This is a genomic window from Rhizobium sp. O111, from assembly GCF_055616315.1.
The window spans coordinates 355,562-373,691 of record NZ_JBSHXL010000002.1 but is presented as its reverse complement, the minus strand read 5'-3'; the positions used below and the strand labels follow the sequence as shown (position 1 = coordinate 373,691).

The window sequence follows — 18,130 nt, the reverse complement described above, 5'->3', positions numbered from 1 at the left end:
CATCATTGCCGCCACGCCGGAAATTGCTTGTCGTCCTGAAGGGCTATCCGCGCCTTTCGGAAACCTTCATCGCGCAGGAATTGCTGGGGCTTGAAAAGGCCGGTTTCGACCTGACCTTGATCTCCATGCGCCGCCCGACTGACAAGAAGCGCCATCCCGTCCATGACGAGATCAAGGCCCGCGTCGTCTACCTGCCGGAATATCTCCACGAAGAGCCGCTCAGGGTGATGAAGGGGCTGTTTGCCAGCTTCAGGAAGCCGGGCTTCGGCGCACTGATGAAGCGTTTTTTAAAGGACCTGCCGCGTGATATCTCGCGCAATCGCTTTCGCCGGCTCGGCCAGGCAATGGTGCTCGCCCATGAATGGCCCGACGGCGGAGAGTGGCTGCACGCGCACTTCATCCACACGCCGGCCTCGGTCACCGAATATGCGAGCCTTTTGACCGGCGTGCCGTGGACCTGCTCGGCCCATGCCAAGGACATCTGGACATCGCCCGACTGGGAGCTGACGGAAAAGCTTTCCAGCGCCCGCTGGGCGGTAACCTGCACCCGCAATGGCTACCAGCACATGCGCACGCTGACATCCCGCAAGGACGCGGTGCATCTAAGCTATCACGGCCTCGATCTCGCGCGCTTCGGCCATTTCGCAGGCGAGCGATCCGGCCAGGATGGCAGCGACCCGACGAAGCCCGTCTTTCTGCTCAGCGTCGGGCGCGCGGTGGAGAAGAAGGGCTACGACACCTTGATGCGCGCGATGGCGCTGCTGCCCAGCGATCTGAACTGGCGCTTCGAGCATATCGGCGGCGGCGATGAACTGGCGAAGCTGAAGGCGCTGGCGAGCGAACTCAAGCTCTCCGAGCGCATCACCTGGAAGGGCGCTCTCGCCCAGGAAGACGTACTCGATCACTATCGCCGCGCCGATCTCTTCGCGCTTGCCTGCCGCATCGCTGCCAATGGCGATCGCGACGGGTTGCCGAACGTTCTCGTCGAGGCATCCAGCCAGCGTCTGCCCTGCATTTCCACCTCCGTGTCCGGTGTGCCCGAGCTGCTGGTCGATGGTGAGAATGGGCTGCTGGTTGAGCCCGACGATCCCCAAGCGCTGGCGAAGGCGCTCGAGACAGCCATTCGCGATCCCGCCTTGCGTCAAAGGTTGGGCGACGCCGCCGAGACGCGCGTGCGCAGCCATTTCGACTACAATGCCAGCATCGTTCAGCTCAGCCAGTTGTTCCAACAGGAGTGGCAGAAAGCATCATGAGCGCTCCGAGGGTCTTCTTCTACGTTCAGCATCTTCTCGGCATAGGCCACATCGCGCGCGCAAGCCGCATCGCCAATGCCCTGCAGAATGACGGCTTCGATGTGACTGTCGTGACCGGCGGCCTGCCGGTCGCGGGCTTTCCTGCGGCCGGCTTGAAGACGGTGGCATTGCCGCCGGTGGTGGCCAGCAATGCCGGCTTCTCCGGGCTCGCCGATGAACGGGGCGTTGCCGTTGACCAAGACTTCCTCGACCAGCGACGCGACCTGCTGCTTCAGGCGTTTCACAATGCGCGGCCCGACGTCGTCATCATCGAGGCTTTTCCGTTTGGACGCAGGCAGATGCGCTTCGAACTTCTGCCGCTCATCGAAGCGATCGAAGCGTCGAGCCCACGACCGAAGCTCTTGAGCTCCGTGCGCGACATCTTGCAGGAGAACCGCAAGGCGGGGCGCGACGCTGAGACCGTGGGCCTTGTGCAGGCGCATTTCGACGGCGTGCTCGTTCACGGCGACCCCGATTTCGTTCGCCTCGAGGACACATTCCCGCTGACGGCGGATATCGCCGACAAGGTCTCCTACACCGGGATCGTCGCGCCGCCTCCGCCTGAGCAGGCATCGGAGACGTTTGACATCATCGCCTCCGCCGGCGGCGGCGCGGTTGGGATGGATCTACTGAATGCAGCCGGCGAAGCCGCGACGATGCTGCCGGCCGATCTGCGCTGGCTGCTGATCAGCGGCCCGAACCTGCCGGAGACGGATTTCGCGACATTATCGCAAGCGATCCCATCCAATGTCACGCTCGTCCGGTTCCGTAAGGATTTCCCCTCGCTGCTCGGTGCCGCGCGCGTTTCCATTTCGCAGGCTGGCTACAACACGGTGGGCGACCTCATGCGAACCGATTGCCGTCCGATCCTGATCCCGTTCGTGGCCGGTGGAGAGACGGAGCAGACCGTCAGGGCCGAGCGGCTTGCCAAGCTCGGATTGGCCGAGTTGTTGCCCGAAAAGGGGCTGACGGCGGATCATGTGGCGGCGGCAGTGAGCGCAGCGCTCGCGGCTCCCAAGCGTCGCACAGCCGATCTCAATATCGACCTTGAAGGCGCGAGACGAACGGCCGAAATCATTCGCGCTATGCTCGCGTGAAACTCTCGCCCTTTATGAAAATCATGTGATATAAAACAGACTCTCGCGTGAATCGGCGTCCAGCAATACACGTCTCTTCGCGTTGTTTTTATTGAGCGATCCGGTAGCATGATCCTGTTCTCGGTACCACCGCCCTCTCGTGCAGGATTGATGTCTCAAATTTTCCAGACAATCGACGGTTAGCAATGGAAAAAAGCCTCGCGCGCTACATCTGGTCGAACACGCGGCTGCAGCAGCTTTGGATTCTGGCGGTCGTCGCGCTCTCTATGGTGCCCTACTTCCTGTCGTTCGACCTGCCGAAGCAGATCGTTAACGGACCTATTCAGGGCTCCGGCTTCGAGGGTGAAGGCGCCACGCAGACCTTCATGCATCTGTCCTACACGTTTCCGCTGATCGGAAAGGTGGAGATCTTTCAGGGCATCCAGCTCGGCCGCGAGCAGATGCTGATGGCGCTCAGCCTGGTTTTCCTGGCGCTCGTGGTGCTCAACGGTCTCTTCAAGTTCTACATCAACACCTACAAGGGCCGGCTCGGCGAGCGCATGCTGCGGCGTATCCGCTTTCAGCTGATCGACCGTGTTCTGCGTTTCCCGCCCAATCACTTCAAGCGCGTGAAGTCCGCTGAAATCGCCACCATGATCAAGGACGAAGTGGAGCCCATGGGCGGCTTCACCGGGGACGCCTTCGTTTCGCCTGCCCTACTTGGCGGCCAGGCACTGACGGCGCTCGCCTTCATCATCGTGCAGAACTTCTGGCTAGGCATGATCGCCGCTGCGATCGTCGGTGTTCAGGCCGTCGTCATTCCCCGTATGCGCAAGCGCTTGCTGGAACTCGGTCGCCAGCGCCAGCTGACAGCACGCGAGCTGTCCGGCCGCGTCGGCGAGATCGTCGATGGCATCGGCACGATCCACGGCAACGACACATCGAACCTCGAACGCGCCGACATCGCCGCGCGGCTCGGGCTCATCTTCTCGATCCGCTACGATCTCTATCAGTGGAAGTTCCTGGTCAAGTTCCTGAACAACTTCCTGGCGCAGGTCACCCCGTTCCTGTTCTACGCGATCGGCGGCTATCTGGCGCTTCAGGGCCGGCTCGATATCGGGCAGCTGGTGGCTGTCATCAGCGCCTACAAGGACCTGCCGGGGCCGCTGAAGGAGCTGATCGACTGGGACCAGATGCGCCAGGACGTGCAGGTCAAGTACCAGCAGGTCTACGAGCAGTTCAATGTCGAGCCGTTGATCGACGACAGCATCCACAAGGTTGCCATCGAAGATGTCGCCGCTTTGGCGGCACCCATCATCGTTACCAACCTTGCCGTCAGCGACGACAGCGGCGCCAAGCTCATCGATCACGTCTCCGTCGAAATCAAGCCGAACGAGACGGTCGCTGTCGTCGGCCCCAATTCGAGCGGCGCGGAAGCCTTCGCCGAGGCGCTCGGCCGTGTGGTTTGGCCCAACTCGGGCCGTATCACCATCGACGGAAAGGACCTGCTGGAACTGCCGGAATCGGTTTCGGGCCGTCGGATTTCCTATGCCTCGTCCGATCTCTACTTCTTCCAGGGAACGCTGCGCGACAACCTTCTTTATGGCCTGAAGCACGCGCCGCTGAAGGATCCCGAATACGACGAGCAGACGGCCCAGGAAGCGAAATGGCATGCCGCCGAAGCGATCAAGGCCGGCAACCCGACGCTCGATCCGAACAGCGACTGGGTGGATTATCGCGCAGCCGGCGCCACCGGCCCGGGCGACATCCTGACGGCCATGCGCCCGGCTCTCGACGCCGTGCTGATCACCGAGGACATTCTCGACCTCGCGCTGCGCTCGACGGTCGACACGCACGTCCACACCAAGCTTGCAGAGCATATCGTCGATCTGCGCGCCGCGCTGCGCGAGAAAATGCAGCAGTCGGAACTCGGCAACATTGTCGTTCCCTTCGACTTCGATAGCTACAACGCGCAGGCGACCGTCGGCGAGAACCTGCTTTTCGGCTCGATGAAACGGCCGATCATGAACAACAGGCGCCTGGCGGCGCATCCCTATTTCCAGACGCTGTTCCGCGAAACGGGACTGAGCAACGACCTCTACGCCATGGGCCTGGAAATCGCCGAGAACGCGGTCGAACTCTTCCACGACCTGCCGCCGGACCACCCGTTCTTCCAACAGCTGACCTTCATGACGGCGGACGACATTCCGACCTATCAGGCGCTGTTGCAGAAGCTCAGCAGCCGGAAGTTCGACGACGCCACACCGGAAGAACGCTCGGCCATCATCCGGTTGAGCTTCGCCTATATCGAACCCCGCCACCGCTTCGGTCTACTGACCGACGAGCTGACGGCCAAGATCGTCAGCGCGCGCAAGCAGTTCCACGAGAATATTCCGGATGATCTGGCGGCCGTCATCGAGCGCTACGACCCCGAGCATTTTATTTCGTCGGCAAGCCTGATGGACAACGTCCTGTTCGGTCGTATCGCCTACCAGCGTGCCGACGCGTCCGAGAGTATCCGCTCGATCATGGTCGGCCTCTTCGAGACGCTCGATCTCTTCGATGATGTGCTGTCGATCGGGCTGGAGTTCGACGTCGGCTCTGGCGGCAAGCGGTTGACGATGGTTCAGCGCCAGAAGCTGAACCTGGCACGAACGCTGCTCAGGCGTTCCGACTACATCATTCTCAACCGGCCGCTGTCGGCGTTGGACCAGCGCGTGCAGGATCAGATCACCAACAACCTCGTCAACGAGCTGCATCACGAGGGCGAGCGGCCGGCGATCGTCTGGGTTCTGTCGAACGCTAGACTGGCCGCGCTTTTCGATCGAATCCTGCTTTTCGACCGCGGAAGCCTAGTCGAGGCCGGCAATTTTCCGGAACTTTCCGAACAGAACGGGATGTTCAAGGAACTGTTATCGTAATATTCTACAGGGGCTACAAAAGTGACGTCCTGCCAAAAAGGACGCACGTCATTCTAGCAAGCGCGCCACGAGCGCGCAGGGAGAAATAAGCTCATGCTGCTTAGAGACGAAGTCGAGATGCTGCGGCGCGTGCCGATCTTTTCACGGATTGCACCAGCCAAGCTCAAACTTTTGGCCTTCACCTCGGACCGCATGACATATAGCGCCGGTCAGGATCTGTTCCGACAAGGCGACCCGGGCGACGCAGCCTATGTGGTGCTCTCGGGAACAGCCGACATTCTTGTTCGCTCGCCCGCTGGCGACATCAAGGTCGCCGATGTTGATCCCAATTCCATCGTCGGCGAGATCGCCATCCTCTGCGACGTGTCCCGTACCGCAACCGTTCGCGCCACGTCGGCGCTTGAGGTGCTGCGCATCAGCAAGGAGCATTTCCTGAAGCTGCTTAGCGACTTTCCCGAGATGGCTGTCGAGATCATGCGCGTCCTCGCGGACCGCCTGAACCACACGACCGCCGAACTGACCGCCGCCCGCGCTGCAAAGAAGCCGGAGCCGGTGAACTAGGCCACCTCTTTCAGCCTATACGGAAACGCAAAAAGCCCGCCCGAACGTCAGTTCAGGCGGGCTTTCTCTGTTGCGTCAATCAATCAGTCACGCTGCTCGAGCGCTCGGCTGAAGGCCAGGGCGGCCAGCGTACAGATGGCACCCGACAGCAGGTAGTAGCCAACGAAGGTCAGGCCGAAGCGGCTGGACAGGCTCAGTGCCACGAGCGGCGCGAAGCCGGCGCCGACGAGCCAGGCCAGGTCGGACGTGAACGCCGCGCCGGTGTAGCGATATCCCCGGCCGAAGCGCGACGAGATCGAGCCCGTGGCTTGGCCGAAAGACAGGCCGAGAACGCCGAAACCGATGATCACGAAGGCATCGTGGCCATTCGAGCCCGAGCCCAGCATGATCGGACCGACGAAGCTGAAGATCGCGATCAGCACTGCGCACACCGCAAGCTGTCCGCGACGGCCGATACGGTCAGCCATCAGGCCGGACGCGATGATCGCCAAGATGCCCACCATGGCGCCGACCGTCTGCACCAGCATGAAGGCGCCGATCGGCTGATCGCCGTAAAGACTCATCCAGCCAAGCGGGAAGATGGTGACGAGGTGGAACATCGCGAAGCTTGCAAGCGGCACGAAGGCGCCGATCAGGATGTCACGGCCATGGATGCGCACGACGTCGCGAATGGGTGCTGCTTCGAGCTCATGCTGTTCCAGCGCCGTGCCGAATTCCTTCGTCATTACCAGGCGAAGGCGCGCAAAGAGCGCGACGACGTTGATGGCGAAAGCAACGAAGAACGGATAGCGCCAGCCCCAGCTGAGGAAGTCCTCCGACGACAGATTGGCGACGAAATAGCCGAACAGCAGGCTTGCCAGCGCAAAGCCGATGGGCGCGCCGAGCTGCGGGATCATCGCGTACCAGCCGCGGTGATTCTTTGGCGCGTTCAGCGCCAAGAGCGACGCCAGGCCGTCCCATGCGCCCCCGAGCGCGAAACCCTGCCCCAATCGGAACAGCGCCAGAAGCGCAATCGACCAGACGCCGATCTCATTATAACCCGGCAGGAACGCAATGGATGCGGTGGATCCTCCGAGCAGGAAAAGGGCGATGGTGAGCTTGGTGCCGCGGCCATACAGGCGGTCGATCGTCATGAAGACCACCGAGCCGACGGGACGTGCCAGGAATGCAAGCGAAAAGATCGCAAAGGAATAAAGTGTTGCTGTCAACCTGTCCGGCGCGAACGGAAAGACAAGCTGCGGAAAGACCAGCACCGAGGCCAGCCCGTAGACGAAAAAATCAAAGAATTCGGATGTGCGTCCAATGACGACACCGATTGCAATGCTGCCCGGCGAAACCGGCTTATCAGCATGAATTTGTCTCGCGTCACGTTCCATGGACGTGGACGAAGGACCATAGTTAGTCACAGTAGCCATATTCAAAACGCCTCCCTCGTTAAGACGCTTGCGGCAAAGCGTCTCAGGTAAGATTTTGAACTAACTGTCGTGCTTATCAAGGGTGGAATGCAGAAATAGTTTATGACCGCCTTCGAAAATTAGCGCCGCGTGAAGAAATGTGCGCGTGAGCGCTAAAATAAGACCCTGAACGGTGGTCGAAGGGCCTTTCTGGGATATATAGTTGCACGAATGCGGCGGCGTGCAAAAAATGCCTCTTTTCGCCGCTTCAAGTTTTTGACATCGCACGCGCTCCGTCGTATCCCGCACTGCGGCAATTCTGCTGCGCTGCGACCAAACACCTCATGTTGCTACAAGTTATAGTGCTTTAGTCGCGGATCGGACGAAACAAAAAGAGCAATAACGACGTGCAAAAGCTGTCAAAGTTTTCCCGCCATCTCGTCATTCTGCCGCTGTTTTTCATGCTCGCAGGATGTAACCTGGTGGTCATGTCGCCTTCCGGCGATATCGCCATGCAACAGCGAGACCTGATCATCGTATCAGTCCTGCTGATGCTGTTGATCATCATCCCGGTGATTTGTCTGACGCTGTTTTTCGCCTGGCGCTACCGCCAGTCGAACACCTCCGCCACGTATGATCCGGAATGGCATCATTCCACGCGTCTCGAAGTGGTCATCTGGTCCGCTCCGCTCGCGATCATCATCGTGCTTGGTGCGATCACCTGGATCACCACGCACAAGCTCGATCCGTATCGTCCGCTCGACCGCATCGACGCGGAGCGCACGATTCCCGCCGACGTAAAGCCCCTGACCGTCCAGGTCGTCGCTCTCGACTGGAAATGGCTGTTCTTCTACCCGGAACTGGGCATCGCAACCGTCAACGAACTGGCGGCTCCGGTCGACGTTCCGATCAACTTCGAGATCACCGCGTCGTCAGTGATGAACTCGTTCTATATCCCCGCACTCGCTGGCCAGATCTACGCGATGCCCGGTATGCAGACCAAGCTGCACGCCGTCATCAACAAGGAAGGCGTGTACGACGGTTTCTCCGCGAACTATAGCGGCGCTGGCTTCTCCCACATGCGCTTCAAGTTCCACGGCATGAACCAGCAGGGCTTCGAAAGCTGGGTGGCTCAGGTCAAGAACCAGGGCACCGCGCTGAACCGCGACGCCTATCTCAAGCTCGAACGTCCGAGCGAGCGCGAGCCGGTTCGCTACTTCGCCACTGCCGACAAGGATCTCTACACCGCGATCCTGAACATGTGCGCCACCCCTGGCAAAATGTGCATGAGCGAAATGATGCACATCGACATGATGGGCGGCGCCGGCAAGGAAAGCCATGAGAACCGCGACAAGCTGAAATTCGACGGTGAGCCGATCGACGGCATCCACCTTCCCGAGCCAGCTGCCGCAGGCGATGCCCCCGCCCATGGCGCCGACAACATGGAAAACATGCCCGGCATGACCATGTCCGGTTCGACCATGCAGCACGACGGCCATACCATGCCGTCGTCCGACGCGAGCGCGCCTGCTGCGACCAAATAATTCAACCTGGCGCTTTGCGTCTAAAAGACACCAATGAACGGGTTACTCCATGTTTTCCAATCCTGACCTTCTGAAGTTGATCTTCGGCCGGTTGACGATCGAGGCAATCCCCTATCACGAGCCAATTCTCGTCGCCACGTTCGGCGCGGTCGTGGTCGGCGGGATCGCGGTCCTCGGTCTCATCACCTACTTCAAACTCTGGACCTATCTCTGGAAAGAGTGGTTCACCAGCGTCGACCACAAGAAGATCGGCATCATGTATGTCATTCTTGCCCTGGTCATGCTGCTGCGCGGCTTTGCCGACGCTCTCATGATGCGTACCCAGCAGGCGATGGCCTTCAACGGCAATCCCGGCATTTTCCCGCCTCACCACTACGACCAGGTCTTCACGGCCCACGGCGTCATCATGATCTTCTTCATGGCCATGCCGTTCGTCACCGGCCTGATGAACCTCGTGGTTCCGCTTCAGATCGGCGCACGCGACGTCTCCTTCCCGTTCCTGAACAACTTCTCGTTCTGGATGACGACGGCCGGCGCAGTGTTGATCATGATGTCGCTGTTCATCGGCGAGTTCGCACGTACCGGCTGGCTGGCCTATCCGCCGCTCTCGGGCGTCGAATATAGCCCTGGCGTCGGTGTCGACTATTACATCTGGGGCCTGCAGGTCGCCGGTATCGGAACGACGTTGTCGGGTATCAACCTGATCGCGACGATCGTTAAGATGCGCGCGCCGGGTATGACCATGATGAAGATGCCCGTCTTCACCTGGACCTCGCTCTGCACCAACGTGCTGATCGTCGCCTCCTTCCCGATCCTGACCGCAACGCTCGCGCTGCTGTCGCTCGACCGCTACGCCGGCACGAACTTCTTCACCAACGACCTTGGTGGCAACCCGATGATGTATGTGAACCTCATCTGGATCTGGGGTCACCCGGAAGTTTACATCCTCGTGCTGCCTGCCTTCGGAATCTTCTCGGAAGTCGTCGCCACCTTCACCGGCAAGCGCCTGTTTGGCTACGCGTCGATGGTTTACGCCACCGTCGTCATCACCATCCTGTCGTACCTCGTCTGGCTGCACCACTTCTTCACCATGGGTTCGGGCGCAAGCGTCAACTCGTTCTTCGGCATCACCACGATGATCATTTCCATCCCGACAGGGGCGAAGATGTTCAACTGGCTGTTCACGATGTATCGCGGTCGTATTCGCTACGAAGTGCCGATGCTGTGGACGATCGGCTTCATGGTGACCTTCGTCATCGGCGGCATGACCGGCGTCATGCTGGCTATCCCGCCGGCCGACTTCGTGCTGCACAACTCGCTGTTCCTCATCGCCCACTTCCACAACGTCATCATCGGCGGCGTGGTGTTCGGTCTGATGGCCGGCGTGACCTACTGGTTCCCGAAGGCTTTCGGCTTCAAGCTCGATCCGTTCTGGGGCAAGATGTCCTTCTGGTTCTGGCTGGTCGGCTTCTACTTCGCCTTCATGCCGCTCTACGTTCTCGGCCTGATGGGCGTAACCCGCCGCATGTCCCAGTTCGAAGATCCGTCGCTGCAGATCTGGTTCATCATCGCTGCCTTCGGCGCCTTCCTCATCGCGCTCGGCATCGGTTCGTTCCTGATCCAGCTCGTCGTCAGCTTCCTGAAGCGCGAAGAGCTGCGTGACACGACCGGCGATCCGTGGGGTGCCCGTACGCTTGAGTGGTCGACCTCGTCGCCGCCTCCGGCCTACAACTTCGCGATGACGCCGATCGTCTACGACCACGACAGCTGGTACGACATGAAGGCTCGCGGCCACGTCCGTCCGACGGAAGGCTTCAAGCCGATCCACATGCCGAAGAACACCGGTACCGGTGTCATCCTCGGTGCTCTGAGCGTCGTCTTCGGCTTCGCGATGATCTGGTACATCTGGTGGCTGGTCGCGGCCTCCGCGCTTGCCATGCTCGTGGTCACCATCGGCCATACCTTCAACTACAAGCGTGACTTCTACATCCCCGTAGAGGAAGTCGTGGAAACGGAAGACAAGCGCACCAAGCTGCTTGCCGAGCAGGTGTAAGATCATGAGCAACTCTGCAATCGATACGGCTGAGAAGCCCGAATTCTACCTGACGGAAGAGCATCACCCGGAAAACAGCACCATGCTGGGTTTCTGGCTCTACCTGATGAGCGACTGCCTGATCTTCGCGATCCTGTTCGCCACCTACGCCGTCCTCGGCCGCAATTATGCGGCCGGCCCGTCGCCGGCAGATCTCTTCGATCTGCCGCTGGTGGCGATCAACACCTCCATGCTTCTCCTCTCCTCCATCACCTATGGCTTCGCCATGCTGCAGATGGAGCGGGCGAAGAAGGCTGAAACACTGTTCTGGCTCGCCGTTACCGGCGTGTTCGGCGCCGTGTTCATCGCGCTCGAACTCTACGAGTTCATCCATCTGATCCACGAAGGTGCGGGCCCGCAGCGTTCGGCGTTCCTGTCGGCCTTCTTCACGCTGGTCGGTACCCACGGTCTGCACGTCACCTTCGGCATCATCTGGCTGGTGACGCTGATGGTGCAGGTTTCGATGCATGGCCTGATCCCCGAGAACAAGCGTCGCCTGATGTGCCTTTCTATGTTCTGGCACTTCCTCGACGTGGTCTGGATCGGCGTCTTCTCGATTGTTTATCTTATGGGAGTACTCGGATGAGTTCGCACGCACCCGCACACGAGGATGCTCACGAAGCCCATCATGGGCACAGCCATGGGCACGAAGCAGCGCACGGCAGCTTCAAGAGCTACATGATCGGCTTCGTCCTGTCGGTCGTCCTGACGGCCATTCCTTTCTGGCTCGTCATGGCCGGCGTCTTCGACAGCAAGGCTGTCACCGCTGCCCTGATCATGATTTTCGGCGTGATCCAGATCGTCGTTCACATGATCTTCTTCCTGCACATGAACTCTCGCTCCGAGGGTGGCTGGACGTTGCTGGCGCTGATCTTCACGATCCTGCTCGTGGTCATCGCACTCTCCGGCTCGCTCTGGGTCATGCATCATCTCAATACGAACATGATGCCGATGAATCCGGAAATGATGAAAAACATGCCCTGACGGGCACAATGGACGGGCGGCGGCAACGCCGCCCGTTACGGTTTAAGACCTTGACAAACTCCCCTGCAGACCAAGCCCCCAAACGTCGTTCGGCGATCGCTCTCACGATCTTCTGCGGCTTCCTCGTCGTCGTCCTTTGCGCGGTTTTCGCGCTTGGTGTCTGGCAGGTCGAACGCCGCGCCTGGAAACTGGATCTGATCGCCCGCGTCGATCAGCGCATCCATGCCGAACCGGTGGCTGCCCCCGCCCGTGCTGACTGGGGAAATATCACCAAAGAAAATGACGAATACCGCCGTGTAACGGCCGAAGGTACCTTGCAGAACGACAAGGAGAGCCTCGTCTACGCGGCAACGGCACTTGGCGCCGGCTATTGGGTGATCACGCCCCTGACGCTCGCCGATGGCACATCCGTGATGATCAACCGCGGCTTCGTGCCGACGGACAAGCGCGATGTGAACACGCGCCTCGACGGTCAGGTCTCCGGCCCCGTCAAGATCACCGGTTTGCTCCGCCTCAACGAGCCGGGCGGCACCTTCATCAAGGCGAACGATCCGGCGAACGACCGCTGGTATTCGCGCGACGTGGACGCGATGGCCGCCAAGCGTGGCGTCACCGATATCGCCCCTTACTTCATCGATGCCGATGCCACGGCCAATCCGGGTGGTTTTCCCGTTGGCGGCCTGACGCAGGTCAGCTTCCCCAACAACCATCTCCAGTACGCGCTGACGTGGTTCGCGCTAGCGGCGATGGTGGCCGGCCTTCTGGTTTTCGTACTGCGCAGCGAACTGCGCCGACGTCGATAGCGGGTCGGGCCTTTGAGCCCGACATCCCCGGCGTTGCCCCGGGCGGCCGCACCGGTCATGATACGGCGATTCCATTTCGGACAATCCGGGCCGCATGATGCGCATCTTTCTCGTTCGCCACGGCGAATCCCTCGGCAATCTTGATGAGCGGGCTTACGGCCAGTTCGGCGATCACAATGTCCCGCTGACCAGCTGGGGACACCGGCAGGCCATCGGCGCGGCCGAGGCGATAGCATCCCACCTCAGAACCTTGGCCGACGTTAGACAGCTGCAGATCTGGTATTCGCCATTCTTGAGAACCCGCCAAACCAAGGACGCCCTGCTTTCGGTTCTGCCGCCTGACCTCATAGGCAAGGTCCGGGAAGACTATCTATTGCGCGAGCAGGATTTCGGCCTTTTCACCGAGATCTATGACCATGCGGAGCAGAGGCAGAAATTTCCCGACGAATTCGAGAAATGGGCAAGGCTGCGCAACAACAGCGGAAAGTTCTACGCGCGACCGCCGGATGGTGAGAGCCGTGCCGATGTCGCGCAGCGCATGCGCCTGTTTATCCAGACGGCACTGCGCGACGCCCGCGATGGCGACGACACCGTCATCATCGTCGGCCACGGTGTCACCAACCGGGCATTCGAGATGAACTTCCTGCAACAACCGGTCGACTGGTTCGAGCGCTCCTACAATCCTGGTAATGCCGACGTGACGCTGATCGAGGGATCATACGTGGCGGGATACGCGTCGACGCTGCTTCATCACGCCGCCGATCGCCGGCCAGGCGAGGAAAGCGAGATGCGGGAGGCCTATGGGGCCGAAGTCAGGATCGCACCGAGATCGGGTATTCCCGATGGGAGCGGAACGTGACCCGTTGCCCGCGATGACCGACATCACGACATCCGGCATGGAACCCCGCTCCTGCGGCACATGCACATTGTGCTGTCGGCTGCCTGAGATCGATCAGCTCTCGAAGCCGGCGAATGCGCTGTGCGTAAACTGCGTGACGGGACAAGGCTGTCTGATCTACGACGATCGCCCAGAGCTCTGTCGAGACTTTCTCTGTGCGTGGATGACGAATCCTAAGCTCGGTTCGGAATGGAACCCGACAGTCGCGAAGATGATGGTCTATGGCCAGGGCGATCAGCTCACGGTGCTTGTCGATCCCGACCATCCGCAGTCGTGGCGCGAGGAGCCATACGCCAGCCAGTTGACGTCATGGGCGACGGACGCAGCCGGGCGTGGTGGCTATGTCATCGTCTTCGTCGGAGACGACGTCTACAAGGTCGCGCCGACCAATTAGCTACCGCCGGGAAGCTCGACTCAGCGTCCTACGCGCGACAGCACGTCCGCCTTCAGGAACCGCTCGACGATTAGCATGAAGACGAGCGACGGGATCAGCAGCAGCAGCGCCGTGATCGAAGCGATCTGGTAGTTGCCGCCCGACGCCGTCGTGTAGAGCAGCAACGGCAGCATGTTCACATCAGGCGCGCCGACGAAGTAGCTGCCGGTGAACTCATCGAGGCTTTCCAGGAAGACGAAGATCGCGCTTGCCATCAAGCCGGGAGCGGCGAGCGGAAGCGTGATGTCGAAGAAGGTGCGCAAGGCCCCTGCCCCGGTCACGCGCGCCGCCTGTTCGAGCTCCGCATCGATCGCCGAGAAGGCCGCGGTGGCAATCCACACAGCGTAGACGAGGCCATGCGAGACATGCACGAGGACGACGCCGGGGATCGTGCCGTTGAGGCCGATCTCGTAGAAGATGCGCGCGACATTCACGTAGACCGTGAGGTTCGGGAAGGCTTGGGGAATGAGGAAAGCGAGCAGGATTACGCTGCGCAGCGGCAGCTTCAGCCGCGCCAGCGCATAGCCGGCCGGAATGGCGAGAAGCAGCGAGACGATGACGGTCAAGACCGCGACGACAAGCGAGTTGCGCAGCGAATCCAGCGCTCCACCGCGCGGCGCGAAGACCTTTACCCAGGAGCTGAAGCCGTATTCCAGCGGCAGGCTATGCGGAAAGTACCATTTCTCGGCAACCGTCCACAAAACCAGATTGGCGAGCGGGCCGAAGATGAAGAAGGCCATCAGTCCGAAGACGATGCCGCGTGGCACCCACCACAGTGCGGCGAGAGAGACTCGCGATCGAGAAATCGTCGTCATCACGCGCGCTCCTTCAGACTTTGGCGGAGATAGATCCAGGCCACGGATGATGCCAGCACCAGCGAGACGAGGCCGAGCGCGTTGGCGACACCGTAGTCGCCATAGGCGTTGACGCGAAATGCGATATCGGCGGTCAGCATGGTCGGCGATTGCGCGTTGATCATCAAAGGCACAGAGAGCACCGACATCATGGTGACGAAGGAGAGGATCAGGCCGACGGTGAGCGTGACGGCGACCTGTGGCACGATGATCTCGAACAGCAGCCGCAATTTTGACGCGCCGAGATTGCGGGCGGCCTCGATGGTGTCGCGATTGATGGACGCCATCGCACCGGCAACGAGCAATGCCACGAACGGCGTCTGCTTCCAGACGAAGGCGATGACGATGCCGCGCCAGTCGAGGAAACTCACGGCATCAAGCGGCGTCATCAGGCCGAGGCTGACGGCGGTGTTGTTCATCATGCCGTTCTTCGAGAGAAATGTGCGCAGGATCTGGCCGACGACGATGAACGGAATGAACATCGGCCAGCGATAGAGCCAGCGCAGGATCGCAACGGCACGCGGATGCTCGCCGAGCGTCAGATAGCCGCCGATCGCGATCGAGCCGAGGCCAATCAGCACGGTCGAGAGACCGACGATGACAACAGTAAAGACGATGTCGTTGGTGTAGAGGTCGAAGGTCTTGACGAAGTTGTCGAAGCCGAGCGCTCCGCCTTCCACCCTGAAGGCGCCCACCGCCGACATGATCAGCGGAAGAATGAATAGGGCTGCAATGACCGCCAGCGCGGGCAGAACAAGCAGGAGACCGAGTAGGCGTTTCGACATGTGACGACCTTGAGACGCGAGCGAGGCGGATGAGAGGAGGCGGTGACAGAGACGAGCGCCGCCGAAAGGACGGCGACACCGCGTGCCACCTCTCATCCGGTCAACCGAACCGCCTTCCCCCGGGAGAGAAGGCGGTTCGCAGGCTTACTTTACGGACTTTTCGTAGGCTTCGAGGATCGCGGTATTGTAAGGCGCGATCGGGAAAGGCTTGCCGTTGTTGGCGAGATCGTCAGGCGTGATGTCGACGAAGAGCTTGTTCCAGGTCGCGTCGTCGAGCTTCGGCTTGACGAAGTTAGCGTCGATACCCGGATACCAGTTGAAGCGCTTGACGATACCTTCGGCCTGAACTTCCGGGCTGGTGGCGAGCGCGATGAACTTCTCGGCAAGCGCCTTGTGGCCGGACTTTTCAGGAACGACGTAGTGCATCGGCTGGCCGGGCATGCCCGGTGCCGGCAGCACCAGCTTCATTTCCGGCGGCAGCTGGCCATTGGCCTGCCAGCTGTAGAACATGTCGACCCAGACTGGGCCCATGGCGATTTCGCCACGGCTGAGAAGGTCGAGCGTGCCGGCGTTGCCTGGTGTCAGCGTGGCGTTCTTGGTGAAGTCGGCGAGGCTCTTGAAGGCGCCGTCCCACTTCGTGGTTTCTTCCTGCTTGAACGGACCCGTCATCAGGTTGTTGGCATCGCCGCCGCCGAAGGCATAGACCCAGCCCATAACGAAGGACACGCCCGAAGCGCCGCCCTTGATGCCGTTATAGCCGAACTGCTTCGGATGCGCCTTTGCCCATTCGGCGAGTTCAGCGTAGCTCTTCGGCGGGTTCGGAACCAGCGCCGGGTTATAGGCGATTGCCGTCTGGCTATTGAACATCGGCATGACGAAGCCATCGACATCCGAGCCGAGCGCGTTCTTCGCGTTGCCGCGGGTCACGAGCTTGCCGGTATCGATGTTGCCGCGATACTTCTCGAGGTAACCCTTCTGGACCATCGGGCCGGCGAACTTTTCGTGCACGACGGCAACGTCGACGTCCCAGACCTTAGCTTCGGCTGCCGCCTGCGCGTCGAAACGCTCAAGGATCTTCTGCGAACCCGCATCACCGGGGCCGGTGCCGACGGCGCGAACCGTGTCGCCCGGATTGGCCTTCTCGAACAACGGTCCGAGATACTGGTTGATGTAATCTACCATGTTCTGGTCGCCGGCGGTGGCGACCGTCAGCTCTTCGGCCTTTACCGGCAACGTCGCGAGAGCAATGGCGATAGCGGCATACGTCAATCTCTGCATCAGGCTTCTCCTTGTTATGAAAATGTGAGGTTCTGAAAGTCAGGCATCAAAAGGTCAGGCGTGGACTTTCCCGGGCGAAACCCGGGAAATGGCGTTTGCCGGCTGGGTGCTCGGCGAATTGAAGAGAAACAGGGCGTCGGCAGGCACATGGACGCGGACGCGCTCGCCCGGCTCGAATGCCCGCGGCGCGTCGGCCATGATCTCGCGGTCGCCGACATGAACGACATGGCGCCAGTGGCCGCCGGGGTAGCTGACGGCTGCGATCTTGCCATCGAGCGTAACGCCGGATCCGACAACTGCGGTCTCGGCGGAGAGGATTTGCGCTGCCTCCGGGCGGAAGCGCGCCTCGACGGTGCCTTGCACGAGGTCTCGCCCCATCAGGGCGACATGGCCTGCGGCATTTGCCGGGCCCGCAGCGATAACGAAGTCGTTGCCATCAGGCGCGCCGGTCAGCAAGATCACGTTCTCGGCGCCCATGAAGGCCGCGACGAAGGCCGAGGCTGGCCTGTTGTAGACGTCTTCAGGGGTGCCCTGCTGGGCGATCCGGCCGGCATTGAGGATCACGATCCTGTCGGCCATCACCATCGCTTCTTCGCGGTCATGCGTCACGTGAACGGCGGTGATGCCGAGGCGTTTCTGCAGCGCACGCAGCTCGTGGCGAACGCTGAGCCTTATGCGGGCGTCGAGATTGGAGAGCGGCTCGTCGAGCAGCAGAATCTCCGGATCGACCGCGAGCGCACGGCCGAGCGCGACGCGCTGGCGCTGGCCGCCGGACAAGGCCGCCGGCTTTCGTGCGCCAAGCCCATCCAGCCCCAGGAGGGACTGCATGGCAGAGACCCGCTTGTCGATTTCGCTGCGCTGGACCTTCTTCAGCTTCAGCCCGTAGCCGATATTCTGCGCTACCGTCATATGTGGCCAGAGCGCGTAGGACTGGAAGACGAGCGCCATGCCGCGCTTGTCGGGCGGCAGGTGCGTCACTTCGCGATGGCGCACGGAGACGGATCCCGACGATGGCGTCACGAAGCCGGCCAGAACACGCAGCAATGTCGTCTTTCCGCAGCCAGACGACCCCAGTAAGGCGACGAATTCCCCGCGCTCTATGTTGAGGTCTATGTCCTCCAGAACCTGGGTGTTGCCATATCTGCAGGCAACCGACCGCAATTCCAGAAACGCGCCTTGGCTCATCTTTCAACTCCCGTTGCACAGCTGTGCAAT

General features: G+C 60.9%; 16 protein-coding genes. 11 read left to right on the top strand and 5 right to left on the bottom strand.

Annotated elements, in window-relative coordinates:
- Positions 1-5: 5 nt before the first annotated feature.
- The 4 genes from ACVTFQ_RS21275 (at position 6) to ACVTFQ_RS21260 (ending at position 5,850) form a co-directional block, all read left to right on the top strand.
- Positions 6-1,253 (top strand): glycosyltransferase, encoded by a 1,248-nt coding sequence (locus ACVTFQ_RS21275; RefSeq protein ID WP_470423997.1) that lies wholly within the window; start codon positions 6-8, stop codon positions 1,251-1,253.
- On the top strand, positions 1,250-2,389 hold the full coding sequence (locus tag ACVTFQ_RS21270) for a glycosyltransferase family protein (protein WP_112949403.1): 1,140 nt from the start codon (positions 1,250-1,252) through the stop codon (positions 2,387-2,389). Before ACVTFQ_RS21275 ends, ACVTFQ_RS21270 begins: the two co-directional genes overlap by 4 nt.
- Before the next feature lie 185 nt (positions 2,390-2,574).
- A complete protein-coding gene (locus tag ACVTFQ_RS21265) occupies positions 2,575-5,289 on the top strand; it encodes an ABC transporter transmembrane domain-containing protein (protein WP_112949404.1) in 2,715 nt (904 codons plus the stop codon).
- 93 nt (positions 5,290-5,382) lie between these two features.
- Positions 5,383-5,850, top strand: a complete 468-nt coding sequence (locus ACVTFQ_RS21260; protein ID WP_018901196.1) for a cyclic nucleotide-binding domain-containing protein — start codon at positions 5,383-5,385, stop codon at positions 5,848-5,850.
- 83 nt (positions 5,851-5,933) lie between these two features.
- On the opposite strand, the gene ACVTFQ_RS21255 is transcribed toward ACVTFQ_RS21260, so the two are convergent.
- Positions 5,934-7,265 carry an MFS transporter gene (locus ACVTFQ_RS21255; RefSeq protein WP_112949405.1) on the bottom strand — a complete coding sequence of 444 codons (1,332 nt, stop codon included), beginning with the start codon at positions 7,263-7,265 and terminating at the stop codon, positions 5,934-5,936.
- Between the two features lie 386 nt (positions 7,266-7,651).
- On the opposite strand from ACVTFQ_RS21255, the gene cyoA reads away from it, so the two are divergent.
- The 7 genes from cyoA (at position 7,652) to ACVTFQ_RS21220 (ending at position 13,959) form a co-directional block, all read left to right on the top strand.
- Positions 7,652-8,788 carry a ubiquinol oxidase subunit II gene (gene cyoA / locus ACVTFQ_RS21250; protein ID WP_112949406.1) on the top strand — a complete coding sequence of 379 codons (1,137 nt, stop codon included), beginning with the start codon at positions 7,652-7,654 and terminating at the stop codon, positions 8,786-8,788.
- A gap of 49 nt (positions 8,789-8,837) precedes the next feature.
- The gene (cyoB, locus tag ACVTFQ_RS21245; RefSeq protein WP_018896980.1) at positions 8,838-10,841 is read left to right on the top strand and encodes a cytochrome o ubiquinol oxidase subunit I; all 2,004 of its coding nucleotides are present in this window, start codon (positions 8,838-8,840) and stop codon (positions 10,839-10,841) included.
- Positions 10,842-10,845: 4 nt separating this feature from the next.
- Positions 10,846-11,466 (top strand): cytochrome o ubiquinol oxidase subunit III, encoded by a 621-nt coding sequence (cyoC, locus tag ACVTFQ_RS21240; protein ID WP_018896979.1) that lies wholly within the window; start codon positions 10,846-10,848, stop codon positions 11,464-11,466.
- Positions 11,463-11,864 (top strand): cytochrome o ubiquinol oxidase subunit IV, encoded by a 402-nt coding sequence (gene cyoD / locus ACVTFQ_RS21235; RefSeq protein WP_112949407.1) that lies wholly within the window; start codon positions 11,463-11,465, stop codon positions 11,862-11,864. The genes cyoC and cyoD overlap by 4 nt, the downstream gene beginning before the upstream one ends.
- 50 nt (positions 11,865-11,914) lie before the next feature.
- The gene (locus ACVTFQ_RS21230) at positions 11,915-12,667 is read left to right on the top strand and encodes an SURF1 family protein (protein ID WP_413391119.1); all 753 of its coding nucleotides are present in this window, start codon (positions 11,915-11,917) and stop codon (positions 12,665-12,667) included.
- 97 nt (positions 12,668-12,764) lie between these two features.
- Positions 12,765-13,526 (top strand): histidine phosphatase family protein, encoded by a 762-nt coding sequence (locus ACVTFQ_RS21225; protein WP_112949455.1) that lies wholly within the window; start codon positions 12,765-12,767, stop codon positions 13,524-13,526.
- 202 nt (positions 13,527-13,728) lie between these two features.
- Positions 13,729-13,959 (top strand): hypothetical protein, encoded by a 231-nt coding sequence (locus ACVTFQ_RS21220; RefSeq protein WP_413391121.1) that lies wholly within the window; start codon positions 13,729-13,731, stop codon positions 13,957-13,959.
- A gap of 20 nt (positions 13,960-13,979) precedes the next feature.
- Here the strand turns inward: ACVTFQ_RS21220 and ACVTFQ_RS21215 are convergent, their stop codons facing one another.
- The 4 genes from ACVTFQ_RS21215 to ACVTFQ_RS21200 form a co-directional block, all read right to left on the bottom strand.
- Positions 13,980-14,813 (bottom strand): ABC transporter permease, encoded by an 834-nt coding sequence (locus ACVTFQ_RS21215; protein ID WP_112949409.1) that lies wholly within the window; start codon positions 14,811-14,813, stop codon positions 13,980-13,982.
- Positions 14,813-15,637, bottom strand: a complete 825-nt coding sequence (locus ACVTFQ_RS21210; RefSeq protein ID WP_112949410.1) for an ABC transporter permease — start codon at positions 15,635-15,637, stop codon at positions 14,813-14,815. Before ACVTFQ_RS21210 ends, ACVTFQ_RS21215 begins: the two co-directional genes overlap by 1 nt.
- A 144-nt stretch (positions 15,638-15,781) precedes the next feature.
- Complete coding sequence (locus ACVTFQ_RS21205; protein ID WP_018896972.1) at positions 15,782-16,915, bottom strand: ABC transporter substrate-binding protein; 1,134 nt, start codon at positions 16,913-16,915, stop codon at positions 15,782-15,784.
- Between the two features lie 54 nt (positions 16,916-16,969).
- Positions 16,970-18,100, bottom strand: a complete 1,131-nt coding sequence (locus ACVTFQ_RS21200; protein WP_112988765.1) for an ABC transporter ATP-binding protein — start codon at positions 18,098-18,100, stop codon at positions 16,970-16,972.
- Positions 18,101-18,130: the final 30 nt, after the last annotated feature.